The sequence below is a fragment of the Zooshikella ganghwensis genome, assembly GCF_018263875.1.
GTDB lineage: Bacteria > Pseudomonadota > Gammaproteobacteria > Pseudomonadales > Zooshikellaceae > Zooshikella > Zooshikella ganghwensis.
On sequence record NZ_JAEVHG010000001.1, the window covers coordinates 412,868 to 425,538 of the forward strand.

Annotated in this window: 10 protein-coding genes; 8 read left to right on the top strand and 2 right to left on the bottom strand. The window is 41.2% G+C overall.

Going from position 1 to position 12,671, the window contains the following annotated elements; translation table 11 throughout:
- The first annotated feature begins 467 nt into the window (after nt 1-467).
- On the top strand, nt 468-1,202 hold the full coding sequence (locus tag KHS79_RS01740) for a response regulator (protein ID WP_027709392.1): 735 nt from the start codon (nt 468-470) through the stop codon (nt 1,200-1,202).
- Nucleotides 1,203-1,677: 475 nt separating this feature from the next.
- Nucleotides 1,678-3,282, top strand: coding sequence for an ATP-binding protein (locus KHS79_RS26220; RefSeq protein WP_094788198.1), 1,605 nt, complete (start codon nt 1,678-1,680; stop codon nt 3,280-3,282).
- Between the two features lie 372 nt (nt 3,283-3,654).
- Here the strand turns inward: KHS79_RS26220 and KHS79_RS01750 are convergent, their stop codons facing one another.
- Entirely contained in the window at nt 3,655-4,572 is a 918-nt protein-coding gene (locus KHS79_RS01750) for a LysR family transcriptional regulator (protein WP_027709394.1), read from the bottom strand.
- Between the two features lie 147 nt (nt 4,573-4,719).
- Between KHS79_RS01750 and metE the strand changes: the two genes are divergently transcribed.
- From metE to KHS79_RS01775, 5 genes are all read left to right on the top strand, one after another.
- On the top strand, nt 4,720-7,017 hold the full coding sequence (metE, locus tag KHS79_RS01755; protein WP_212716149.1) for a 5-methyltetrahydropteroyltriglutamate--homocysteine S-methyltransferase: 2,298 nt from the start codon (nt 4,720-4,722) through the stop codon (nt 7,015-7,017).
- Nucleotides 7,018-7,149: 132 nt separating this feature from the next.
- Nucleotides 7,150-7,365: a hypothetical protein gene (locus tag KHS79_RS01760; protein WP_212716151.1), complete on the top strand. Its 216-nt coding sequence runs from the start codon at nt 7,150-7,152 to the stop codon at nt 7,363-7,365.
- Nucleotides 7,366-7,501: 136 nt separating this feature from the next.
- A complete protein-coding gene (locus KHS79_RS01765; RefSeq protein WP_212716153.1) occupies nt 7,502-8,560 on the top strand; it encodes an oxidoreductase in 1,059 nt (352 codons plus the stop codon).
- A gap of 72 nt (nt 8,561-8,632) precedes the next feature.
- Nucleotides 8,633-9,823 (top strand): NAD(P)/FAD-dependent oxidoreductase, encoded by a 1,191-nt coding sequence (locus KHS79_RS01770; RefSeq protein WP_212716155.1) that lies wholly within the window; start codon nt 8,633-8,635, stop codon nt 9,821-9,823.
- 29 nt (nt 9,824-9,852) lie between these two features.
- Nucleotides 9,853-10,272 (top strand): DUF1641 domain-containing protein, encoded by a 420-nt coding sequence (locus tag KHS79_RS01775; RefSeq protein ID WP_094788193.1) that lies wholly within the window; start codon nt 9,853-9,855, stop codon nt 10,270-10,272.
- A gap of 597 nt (nt 10,273-10,869) precedes the next feature.
- Here the strand turns inward: KHS79_RS01775 and KHS79_RS01780 are convergent.
- Complete coding sequence (locus tag KHS79_RS01780) at nt 10,870-11,712, bottom strand: DUF6920 family protein (RefSeq protein WP_212716157.1); 843 nt, start codon at nt 11,710-11,712, stop codon at nt 10,870-10,872.
- A 111-nt stretch (nt 11,713-11,823) separates the two neighbouring features.
- On the opposite strand from KHS79_RS01780, the gene KHS79_RS01785 reads away from it, so the two are divergent.
- Nucleotides 11,824-12,429: a TetR/AcrR family transcriptional regulator gene (locus KHS79_RS01785; protein ID WP_212716158.1), complete on the top strand. Its 606-nt coding sequence runs from the start codon at nt 11,824-11,826 to the stop codon at nt 12,427-12,429.
- Nucleotides 12,430-12,671: the final 242 nt, after the last annotated feature.

Genomic DNA, 12,671 nt, shown 5'->3' on the forward strand with positions numbered 1-12,671 from the left:
GTTACATCGTGTAAAGCGATTAAAAACTAGATATTGGGTTTTTCAATCTACTAAACACAAGATAATGCGGTTTTGCGTTTAATGCAAGTTTAATATCCTGGGGAGAGCCTGTGAATAAAGTGTGAGTAAACTGTGAGGTAAGTGGCTACATACTCTGAAAATCGCCTATGAAACAGTTAATAAAAATTGCAATACTGCTATTACCAAACATGAATATTGTTTATCCTTAAGAGTCATAGTTTTGTTAGTACCATCGTGATAGAGATGTTTGGGAACATCTTGTGATTTGATTAATTCAGTCAAACAAACATGTGCTAATTGTCTTATTAAGGTAATAACGATACCTTTGTGAATAAATTAGGTTTTTTTTTGTTGAGCTCGTCATAAAGTAGTTATATGACGCAATAGTGATCTATTTTTAGTGTCAGTAAAATGGCAGCTCATCAGCGAAGGATGGAAGAGTTACTGTGGAACATTCAGAAACTGGTCGTATACTGATCGTCGAAGATGACGAGCGTTTAGCCACACTCACCAAGGAATACCTCGAAAGTAACGGTATGAGTGTTGCTGTTGAAAGTGATGGTGCTAAAGCAGTTGACCGTATTTTAAGTGAAACGCCCGATCTTGTGGTGTTAGACCTCATGCTGCCAGGTGAGGATGGTGTTTCTATATGTCGTCGGTTACGGCCAGCCTATAAAGGTCCTATTTTGATGCTAACGGCAAGAACTGATGACTTAGACCAAGTGCTGGGACTGGAAATGGGGGCTGATGATTATGTTGCCAAACCAGTAAGGCCTCGGGTGCTTTTGGCGCGAATTAGGGCTTTACTCCGTCGCTCACCCGGTGAGCTAGTTGAGACAGTAACACCAAGTGACTCTACGACACGCTTAGTATTTGGGCCTTTAGTCATTGATAATGCAATGCGTGAAGCATGGCTGAGAGATGAAAGTATTGAGCTGACAAGCGCTGAATTTGATTTGCTGTGGTTACTTGCCAGTAATGCAGGGCGTGTTCTGAGCCGAGAAGAAATCTTTCTTGCTTTACGTGGCATTGAGTACGATGGCCAGGATCGCTCCATTGATGTACGCGTTTCTCGAATTCGACCCAAAATTGGTGATGACCCAATACACCCCAGATTAATAAAAACAGTACGCAGCAAGGGCTACTTATTTGTTAAAGATGCTGGTGTGATTAACGCGTAATCGCGTAATGAAGCATCTCTTAAAGAAGTGAATTTTTAGAGATGCTTTGAAACCAGTTGTACTTGTTTATAAATACGGATAAGCACGTTAGTTGCCGACAATATAAACCAGACAAATATTATTGTTTTGTCTGGTTTTTGTTTATTTGGGTAAACCAAAATTTTAATATAATCATTGCTCAATAATGCTTGTGCTTAGCTGCTATTTGTTCAGCCTTACTTTAAGACAGGATGCGTATAAAATCATTATAAATAGGCAAGTGAATATAGGTTCGCATAAGCAAGATTATGGCACTGCGTAATCACTAAAAGACGAGTATACTTTGGTGGTTAATAGGTCATTGTGTAAGATCACTCGTTCTGTTTGGAATGTATCCTATAACTATCTGGCGTGCACCCTATTACAGCAGGGTTAAAGGTCAGTGTTGAGCTCATTTTCTTCTATTCATTACCCTTAATTCCTTTTAGGAGTGCTTGTGACCAGCATATTTTTACGTATTTATGGTGGGCTGTTATTCACACTGGTTCTGGTCGCAGTGTTATCGGGGTTAGCTGTAACTATTATTAATAGTTTTCGTTTGCAGGATTACCAAGAGTCAGTAGCACAGGGTACTTTTAATCTGGTGGCAATGCAGCTCGCAGGAAAGCCTGAAGATTTACAGTTATTACTGTTGCAACAAGCAGAACATTTATTAGGGATTCCCTTAGTACTGGTTGACGCTGAGCGAACAGCATTAAGTCAAAATGATTTAGCGCGCCTGAAGGAAAAGGAAGTTGTCGTAAGTCAGTTGAAACCAGATAAAGCACATGTATATAGTATGGTTGATGAACACACGCTATTGCGCGGCAGGGTAACCACTATTTCAGAACAGTTGGCGTATGGCTCGGTGATGTTGATTAAACAGCACTTGATCAGTATGCCTTTTCATCAGCGGCAAGCTCAGGTCACTGAATTACAACAGTTGTTTTCTTATCCTCTTTCTTATCATCGAGCAGCTGACAGTGGCTTATCAGCACAAAATTTACAGCGTTTACGTGATGGTCACATGGTGATGCTGTTAGGGCCTGATGCACGTTCAATCAGATTATTTGTAGGTCTCGAAGGTGGAAGTAATGTTGGGTTAGATGAAACTCAGCAGGTGTTGGAAGTAGGGCCTATCCGCTTTTTGGAAATGTATCCTTTTAAGCTGGTTTTTACCATTAGCCTCTTTGCTTTTTCTTCAATTAGTCTAGCAATTTATATATTGGTTAGAGGTCTGGAAAAACGCTTACGTAAAATGGAGCGAGCGGCTACTAAAATTTCTAGAGGGGACTTGGATGCTCGGGTTAATGTACGTGGATCAGACTCGGTGGGTAGGTTAGCAAGGGCCTTTAATGGTATGGCCTCACATATACAACGCTTGTTGAGTATTCAGCAAGAAATGATTCGCGGTGTTTCTCATGAGCTAAGAACCCCTGTAGCGCGGCTGAGATTTGGTTTGCAGATGGTTGAAGATGCGCAATCTACAGATGAGCGTGAAAATTATTTAGAAGGTATGGACAAGGATATCCAAGAGCTGGATCACCTTGTTGATGAAATTTTAACCTATGCCAGTCTGGAACAAGGATCACCTGTTTTGCATTTTAAACGGGTGGATATTGAAGAGATCATTACTCAAGTTATTAAAGAGCATTTAGCTTTAGCAAATGGTATTGCGCTGGAGCATATTCCTTGTTCGGCATCTGAGCCTAAACGGCGGGCAGAGGTCGAGCGTCGTTATATGCAGCGTGCTATACAAAATCTGGTGGGTAATGCCTTGCGGTACGCAAAAACAAAAGTGACTGTGCGTTATACCGTGACCTCTGAAACATGCCGGGTTGATGTTGAAGACGATGGGCCAGGTATCCCTGAAAATGAGTGGGATCGTGTTTTTACCGCGTTTGCGCGTCTGGATGATAGTCGCACCCGAGCTTCTGGTGGGTATGGACTGGGTTTATCCATCGTGCGCCGTATAGTGTATTGGCATAATGGACGGGCATTAGTGGGACACAGTGAAATGGGTGGAGCGCGTTTTAGTATTGTCTGGCCTCGACGCCAGTAGAGAAAAAACTTATTTTTCAAATATAACCAACACGAAGGTTATAAATGGCAAAATGCACTGCTTGTGTTGCATTCATGTAAAAAAACAGATTTTTTAATGCAATTAAATAGAACGTTTATTTCAACTTATTGATTTAATTACAGATTGTTTCCAACATTTACAAAGCTATCATAGAAGTGAACAGGTAATTTTGTGACAATGTGATGACATTCTATAGGAAATGCCGAGATCGGCAGTGAATAACCATTTGCTGTGGATATTTACCCTATATGAGTGAAAGTGAGGTTGTAGTTAGAACTTTCTCTTTTATCTCCTTGTTAGAGTAAGAGCTCTTTGATAGAGCTCTTTTTTTTATCTTTTTTTTCATAATTATTATTTTAATAGTGTAATACCTTGTAGTGTTTCCACGCAGGTATCTTTGGCTGTAAGAATAAAATCCTGCATATAGGGTGCATTGAGTTGGTCATCTCTTACCGCAAGATATAATGTCGACCACACACCATCTTTTCCTAAAGGTTTTGCCGTGATATAGGCTTTTTCTAAATATTCGGTTAAAGCCCAATTTGGTAAAGCACATACCCCTCTGCCACTGGCAATTAATTGAATCATCATGAGCGTTAATTCTGAGGTGCGAATGGCTTTTGGTTCTACGCCTGCCAGATCCAAAAACTGTTTAAAAATATCCAAACGTCCTTGTTCGACGGGATAAATAATTAATGTTTCACTGGCAAGATCCTGGGGTTCAATAAAACGTTTTTTGGTGAGTGAATGCTCTTTAGGTAAAGCCAGCAAACTTTCATAACGAAATAGCGGAATATAACTAATACCATCCAGAGGTTCTGGATCTGCGGTGACAACTAAGTCCAGATCTGCACGACAGAGAGCGGGTAATGGTGCAAAATTAAATCCACTGGCTAAGTCTAATTCGACATCTGGCCAGTGTTGACGATATTGATTAAGTGTTGGCATCAGCCATTGATAGCAGCTATGGCATTCAATTGCGATGTGGAGTCGACCTGTTTCCCCGGTGGCCAGTCGACCTAGTTCACGTTCTACCGCTTTTACTTGTGGCACAACATCTTGCGCGAGATGCAGCAATTTGTAACCTGCGGTGGTTAAACGAAGTGGCCGACTTTTACGCACAAAAAGTGAAGCACTGATTTTATCTTCCAAATCTTTAATTTGGTGAGAAAGTGCTGACTGCGTTACATGTAAGCGCTCTGCTGCAGCCACTAAACTTCCAGATTCATATAAGGCTAACAAGGTTTTCAAGTGGCGTAGTTCAAGCATATTTATTAGAAATTCTCATGTTAAAGTCAAAAAAAATGAGATTGTTTCAAGTTTATCTCTGACTGACACTAATGTCTATGGATGCCGCAATCTACGGAAAGCATGGCGTTTAGGCCATAACCTTTTGGACAATGAGAAGAGAACATCATGAGTGTACATAACCTGGGATTCCCACGTATCGGTAAACAGCGGGAGTTAAAAAAGCACGTTGAAGCCTTCTGGCGGGGTGATATAAATGAGCAAGCACTTCTGGCAGAAGGTAAGAATTTAAGAGAGCAGGCATGGCAGCAGCAAGCTGAAGCAGGTGTTGAGCTAATGCCTGTGGGTGACTTTGCCTGGTATGATCACGTTCTTAATATGTCCAATTGGTTGGGTGTTATTCCTCAGCGCTTCCGTCATCTACCTAAGGGGTTAACTCAGTATTTTGCCATGGCACGAGGCTACCAGCAGCAAGGAGAAACGTTGGCAGCATGTAAAATGACCAAATGGTTTGACACAAATTATCACTACATTGTGCCTGAGCTTGAGAAGGATCAGGGTTTTCAATTACAGGTCGATGACTTATTGGCGCAAATAAAAGAAGCACAACAGTTGGGTCATCAAGTGAAGCCTGTCATTGTAGGCCCTGTTTCATACTTATGGCTGAGTGAGGTGACAGGACACGGGGATAAATTACGCTTGCTGCCTGCACTGCTGGAAGCATATGGACAGCTGTTGCAGCATTTTGCTGAACTGGGTATTAACTGGGTACAGTTGGATGAGCCTGCGTTGACCTTGGATCTTCCGGTGGCTTGGCGTCAGGCATATGAGCAAACCTACCATCATTTACAAACGGCTTCGGTCAAAATTTTATTGGCAACCTATTTTGAGGGGCTAGGGGATAATTTAACGTGTGCAGTTAATTTACCTGTTGAAGGTTTGCATATTGATGTGGTGCGAGCTCCAGAACAGTTAATCAGTGTGGTAGACCGTTTACCTCGCTATAAGGTGCTTTCTGTTGGAATTATTAATGGGCGGAGTGTCTGGCGTGCCGATTTACGTCAGTTGTTGCAGAAACTTAAACCTGTTTATCAGGCCTTTGGTGATAATTTATGGCTAGCACCTAGCTGTTCATTACTCCATGTGCCTGTTGATTTAGAGCTGGAAACACAATTGGATACAAAGGTTAAACCAGGGTTAGCTTTTGCGATTCAAAAGTTACATGAGTTATCAGCACTAGCCCTTGGCTTACGTGAAGGTGAAGCACAAATTGCTGATCAGCTTGCGATCTCTGATCAGGGGCTACAAGCTCGGGAGCTTGCGGTGCGTCCTGTAGTGCAGAAGCGTTTGGCTGCGCTAACAGCTCAAGCGGAGCAACGCTCACAACCTTACGCTGAGCGTGCTAAAGTGCAGCGGGCAGTGCTGCAACTACCTTTGTTACCAACCACCACAATTGGTTCATTCCCTCAAACTTCTGCAATACGTCAGTTGCGGGCAAAGTTTCGCAAAGGTGATATCGATTTAACCCAATATCACCAGTCCTTACAAAAAGAAATTCAATTTGTTATTCAAAAACAGGAAGCACTGGATCTTGATGTTTTAGTGCATGGTGAGCCAGAACGAACAGACATGGTGGAATATTTTGCTGAGCAATTAGCTGGTTTTGTTACCACACAATATGGTTGGGTACAAAGTTACGGCTCGCGTTGTGTACGTCCACCGATTGTTATTGGTGATGTAGAACGGCAACAGCCGATGACAGCAGGCTGGAGTGCTTTCGCCCAGTCTTTATCTAACAAGCCTGTGAAAGGTATGCTGACAGGACCAGTGACTATTCTCCAGTGGTCTTATCCGCGTGATGATGTGGCTCCTGAAGTCAGTGCATTTCAGATTGCGCTTGCGCTCCGTGATGAAGTGGCGGATTTGGAAAAAGCAGGTATTCACATTGTACAAATTGATGAGCCTGCATTCAGAGAAGGGGTGCCTTTACAAAAAGCGGCACAAGCTCATTATCTACATTGGGCAACACGTGCCTTCCGTATCGCTTCTGCCGGCGCTAAGCCCACTACACAAATTCATACGCACATGTGTTATAGCGATTTCAATAGTATTATTGAGCATATCGCAGCAATGGATGCGGATGTGATTACGATTGAAAGCACCCGCGCCAAAATGCAACTATTGGCGGCTTTTGAAGCCTTTAGTTATCCTAATGAAATTGGGCCTGGAGTATACGACATTCATTCACCCAGTGTGCCTACAGCAGATGATATTGTTAAGCTCTTGCAGGCGGCAATGAAGTATATTCCTGTTGAACGACTCTGGGTTAACCCTGATTGTGGGTTGAAAACTCGCAATTGGGAGGAGTGTGAGCTTGCTTTAGCGGCAATGGTGAATGCAGCTAAGCAGCTGCGTCAGTCGATTGCTTCGACGCCAGTAGGCAAGCAAGCTGAGTTAGCTCACTAACAGCATAAAGATGAAGATGCTTAATACTAAAATTTAATCGTGAAGGGGAGAACTATACAGATCTGGTTGTATAAATAAAGTGGACCCGATAAAATAGCTGTATCTATATACAGTAAGGAGAATGTCCACCTTATGCAGCAACAATGGCAAGATGTAACCAGTGCTTTGCCTCCTCCATCCAGCCGGGTTGACCTTGTTGTTGATCCGGCTTTTTCATGTTCAATTGTTCGTGGCAACTTTAAAAAAGATAATGAATTTTATGTGTTTGATGGTTTGAAAATTACTCACTATGTACGGAAGTGGCGGTTAATTGATGAAGATTTACAGCTACAACAAATCGCATCCTAAGCATTTGTTAGAAAGGGAATAGAACTTTAGTGTAGAATCCTTCATGTTTCAAACAAATAAATGAGTGGATTTATGTAAGTCTGCAATGATGCGCTTAAGTAAGTCCACATGTAATGAGTCAGTTGTGGACTAAGATATGGCGATTAAAACAGCAATTGTCGGGTATGGTTATTCTGCAAAAACATTTCATATTCCCTTTCTGATAAACAGTGAATATTTTGAGCTGGTTGCCATTAAGAGCAGTAAGCCTGATGAGGTCAATAAAGAATTACCTGGTGTTCAAGTTTATACTGAAGTAAATGAGCTGCTAAAAAGTTCTGATGCTGAGTTAGTGATAATTACTGCACCAAGTCAATATCACTATGAGTTGGCAACATCATGTCTTCAAGCCAAAAAGCATGTGGTTATCGAAAAGCCGATGGTGTCAGAAATTGCACAAGGGCAGTCGTTAGTAAAACTTGCTGAGCAACAGGGTGTTATTTGTTCGGTGTATCATAACCGGCGTTGGGATGGTGATTTTCTCACGGTTAAGAAGCTGATTAGCAGTGGTAAGTTAGGTGCGGTACGTTATGTGGAATCCCATTATGACCGGTTCCGCCCACTGGTGAGAGACCGTTGGCGTGAGCAACCAGGTCCAGGCACAGGTATTTGGTTTGATTTGGGGTCACATTTATTGGATCAGGCACTGTGTTTATTTGGTTTGCCCCAAGCAATAACCGCTCGGTGTATTCCTCTGCGAGATAACTCTACGACAACTGACTTTTTTCATGTGTTATTACACTATCCTCAGTTAGAAATGGTATTGCATGGCAGTCCTTATTCTGCAGCCCCCAATATTCGTTTTCAAATTCAGGGCACCAAAGGTTCCTTTATTAAATTAGGTTTAGACCCGCAGGAAGAACAGCTTAAAGCTGGGGTAAAACCTCTAGAAAGCCCAGGAGTTATGAATTCGAAATGGGGTAAGGATAATATTGAGCAATATGGTGTTTTGTACACTGAAGAACAGCAAGAAGTCATCACAACTGAAGATGGTTGTTACCAAAATTATTATCAAGCCATTGCCGATGCGATTTTAAAAGGCCATGATGTACCTGTTACTGCACAAGAAGGACTGGATGTCATTAAACTTTTAGCGCTAGCGGTTTTAAGTAGCGATCAAGGTAAAACCTTATCAGTTGATGATTTTTTCAAATAATATTTATATTGGTTATATTTTCTAACAGGCGAAGGATTCGCCTTTCTAATGTAGGCTAAAAAGGACTTTTTTATGGCTAAACGTATCCTTGTTGTAGGAGGGGGGATTGGGGGAACAATGACAGCTAATAGCTTGGTTGTTAAGTTTTACCCTGAGATTTTGGCAGGTAGTGTTGAGATAATGATGTTATCTAACTCTCCATGGCATGAATACAAACCTGCCAATATGTATGTTGCCTTTAATGCATATCATCCTCATGAATTAAGACGTAAACAATGTTCATTATTGCGCCCTGAAATAGAGTTTTCAGTGGATGAAGTGATAGCGTTTGAGTTTAATAAAAACCATGTTGTTTGCCAGAGTGGTAAACAATATGAATATGAATACCTTGTGATTGCAACTGGTTGCGTACCTTCACCTGAGCGTATTGAAGGGCTAAAAGAAGCCGGTGACCATTTTTACCAAACAGCACCGGCCAAACAACTTGCAGAAAAACTACGTTCCATTAAAGAAGGTCGTATTTTTATTACGGTGACTTTTCCAGAAACCCCAAATGTACCTCATCAATGTGGCATTGCACCAATCGAAACTACGCTGATGCTTGATGAATATTTACGCAAGCGTGGAGTACGAGATCACATTGAAATCATTTACAGTTATCCAACAGTTGCACAGCTGCTACGAAATTGTCTTTTTTTACAAAAACCTACCTGTGATGTATTACCAACGATTTTTGATAATAAAAATATTAAGTATCAACGCAGCTTTACCCTGGATAAAGTAGATCCTGAAGCAAAAGTGGCATACTCAAAAGAAGGCGCTAAACAAGAATTTGATATTCTAATGGCTACCCCGCCCATTCGAGCGGTAGATGCAGTCATTCAATCAGGTGTATCACAAGCTGCAAATAATGAAGGCTGGCTGCCCACAGATCATGAAACATTAAAAATGTATGGTGCAGATAATGTATATGTGTTGGGTGATACTGTTGATTTACCTGTGAGTAAAGCAGGTGGGAGCTGTCATAACCAGTCGCCCGTAGTAGTAGAAAATATTGCTTCAGAAATGCGCCGAGGTTATACCTCTGCTATTTATGATGGAAAGGTACAGGCTGTTGCACAGATGGGGCTAGAAGCGGGTATGCCTCTTTGGTATGACTATCGTAGTGATGTACAAGTAGCCACTCCTACAAAGTTGGGTGGATTAATGCGTAAAACCTTTAACCGTGGAATTTATTGGGCTGTTGCCCGTGGTTTGGTTTAACGCAGTCATTTTTACAAGGAGGTATGTACATGACCGTTGAAGCAAAAAACACTGATTTACCAAGTCGTGATGATGAATCTCGCACAGGAAAAGTAGAAAACATTGATACTGCGGGCTTGGATAAAATTATCGAAAAAATTTCACCATTAGCTGAAATGGGAAGGTTTGATAATATTGTTGATCTGTTATCTTTGATTTCTGATAATATTGAATTTCTGGATGAAGCTATGCTGGAAAAACTAAGTAAAACAGGTGAAGATCTTTTAGCGCTTAGTTGGACTACAGGAAACGCAATTCGCATGGCTAATGCAAATACAGAAAAACTACAGGAACCACCGAGCTTATTTCAACTTATTCGAGCAATAAATGACCCTGAAGTACGGCGAGCCTTGCACTTTATTATCGAATTTATGCGGATTATTGGCAGACAAATGAAAACAGTGGATTAGTCAAGATTGTACTTATGCAAAGCATGAATTAATTTGTTCTTCAAACAGTAGAAGACCATACTTGGTCTCTGCTGCTTACGGTGTTCCCTCCACCTGCTTCGCAAACCAATCTAAACATTGCAAACTTACTTTGTGCTATCCTCCGTTCCGACTATTTTAAATGCTGATTAGTATGACATAGCTGTATAGAGCTTATATTAATAGGTGATTGGGGTGAGGAGTGAAGATAACAAAACCTAGAAATCATTCGTGAAGGGTATAGAGTAAGATTTTTTATGGAGGGTAATTAATCGCTATTATGATGAAGAAATCATACACTAATTTGAGTGCCTTTAATGTTATCTTTAACACGACATTTGCGTATTAAAGAATCTGGGATGGTTGGTTAAATAGTCATCTAGAATTTTTTCATATGTCTGTTTAACTGCCAGATATAATTCCTGTCTATTTTGTGGGATTGAAGACATGGCAAATTCCTGAAATACACTTAAGGCATTCGTTGTAAAGATTTTTAGCCTATTGCTGTTTTGTTATTGTATAAAGATAGTGACACTAAAAATAATGACCTAGTGGTAACTTAGGCAGGTAAAGCCTAAGTTAATGAAATGTGATCGATGTGATTTGTCCTTTCCAAAAAGGAAAGCTTTGCCCATTAGCTATTCTGGCAATACTAAATTTATGAGGGATCATCATGCCAGATACCAGTCTGTAGTCACTTCGTAATACTTGTTCACCGGAACCATGGTAAGGTGTATTTAAATCACCATCAGTTTCAGCTTGAAAGCTCGCTAAGCTTCCATCTTCCCGAAATGTTGCTATTAGTGATGCTTGCAACCCATCGCTGGAAACAATAGCCCTGGCTTGCTGTTCATTTATGGCTTCCCACTGAACTGGGCCGCCAGGTAATAACGCTGTGGGATATAATGGGCTTTCCAGTAACCACCGTTGTAAAGAGGTTTTATTAAGTTCTGGGGTTTCCTTTTCATCGACTACTGTGATTGTGGAAAGTATTTTTGCTTTCATATCCATCTTGCCTTTTGCAAAAGCATCAAATGCCCGAGCCCAAATACCAGGAAACATGACAGTTGTTGCAGAAAATACAAAAGCTGGTTCTTTAATTGCTGCAGTTTGCTCTGCTGTTGTGGGCGAAAAGGATGTAGTCTGTGGGCGCCTAAATGCGCCTTCCATAGTCATTTCTACATAGGAAGCAACAGGAATAGGCTCACGGAATACAAAATTAAAATAGTGTTGAACAGGTTCAGGCAGTTCTTTGAGTTTTGATGTGTTGAAGTTTGGCGCAGAGGTTTCCTTTGCAATATCTCTTATCTGCATTTGATAGTGTGAAATTGAACTTTCAGTAACTTTATAAAAGAACGTTAATACGCAGGCAGCTAGCAGCAGAGTGCTTAATAAAGTAATGAGCGGTTTTTTTAATAGCATAATTCAGTCCTCAAGATTTGCTTAACTCGTGAATGTGTACCTATGGGTACGGTTGTATTTTACCGTACTCAATGGTACGGTTGTTGTCAAGTAGATCCAAGGAAACCAGAAATGAAAGAAAAATTGCGCAATAAGCGTCGTGATGAAATACTGGATATTGCTGTTGAAGTACTTGCAGAGCGAGGGTATCGTAATGCCAGTATGCTTCAGGTTGCGCGGCAGGCCTCAGCATCGAAAGAGACACTATATGCCTGGTTTAATGACAAAAAAGGTCTGTTTGAAGAAGTTATTAAGCGTAATGCAGAAACAGTGAAAACGGTTTTGGAGAGACATCTTGAATCTCAATCTACTGTTAAAAACATCTTGAATGAGTTTGGTTGTGCCTTATTGGAGCTGCTGTTAAGTGATAATGCTGTAGCTATTAATCGAGCCGCAATCTCAGAGGTGAAAGCAGACCCATCATTGGCTATAACTCTGGCCAAAGCAGGGCGAGATGCAACCTTACCAGTATTTATTAAACTCTTAAATCAGCTACAGAGTAGGGGCGTGTTGGAGACTATGGACTCTGCCCAGGCTGCACAGGATTTTCTGGGATTATTGATTGGGGACACACAAGTTCGTCGTTTACTTGACCTGGAACCCGCTCCCAGCAAAGCAATGATTCATGCTCGTGCAAGGCATGCAACTGATATGTTTTTGCGTTTATACTCTTCTTAGGGCCTGTTAACACTATTTGAATATCACCGTCATCACCCTTCGGGCCGTGATTATTTTTCCACCTAGCGGTGTTACAAGTCATTTATGTAGAATGACTACACGGCATTCGTTGTGCCTTGCTAGGCTAAAAATGTGCCTTGCTAGGCGAAAAAATAGTCTACGGCAGTGGTGATTCAAATAGTGTTAACAGGCCCTAGTTAAGCAGATGGAGAAGTTCTTACTTTAAAGGGGTTTAAAAAACA

What these genes read in the sequence shown, in the direction of transcription:
- KHS79_RS01750 (WP_027709394.1), bottom strand. Translation starts at nt 4,572, where the DNA reads ATGCTTGAACTACGCCACTTGAAAACCTTGTTAGCCTTATATGAATCT.
- metE (WP_212716149.1), top strand. Translation starts at nt 4,720, where the DNA reads ATGAGTGTACATAACCTGGGATTCCCACGTATCGGTAAACAGCGGGAG.
- KHS79_RS01760 (WP_212716151.1), top strand. Translation starts at nt 7,150, where the DNA reads ATGCAGCAACAATGGCAAGATGTAACCAGTGCTTTGCCTCCTCCATCC.
- KHS79_RS01765 (WP_212716153.1), top strand. Translation starts at nt 7,502, where the DNA reads ATGGCGATTAAAACAGCAATTGTCGGGTATGGTTATTCTGCAAAAACA.
- KHS79_RS01770 (WP_212716155.1), top strand. Translation starts at nt 8,633, where the DNA reads ATGGCTAAACGTATCCTTGTTGTAGGAGGGGGGATTGGGGGAACAATG.
- KHS79_RS01775 (WP_094788193.1), top strand. Translation starts at nt 9,853, where the DNA reads ATGACCGTTGAAGCAAAAAACACTGATTTACCAAGTCGTGATGATGAA.
- KHS79_RS01780 (WP_212716157.1), bottom strand. Translation starts at nt 11,712, where the DNA reads ATGCTATTAAAAAAACCGCTCATTACTTTATTAAGCACTCTGCTGCTA.
- KHS79_RS01785 (WP_212716158.1), top strand. Translation starts at nt 11,824, where the DNA reads ATGAAAGAAAAATTGCGCAATAAGCGTCGTGATGAAATACTGGATATT.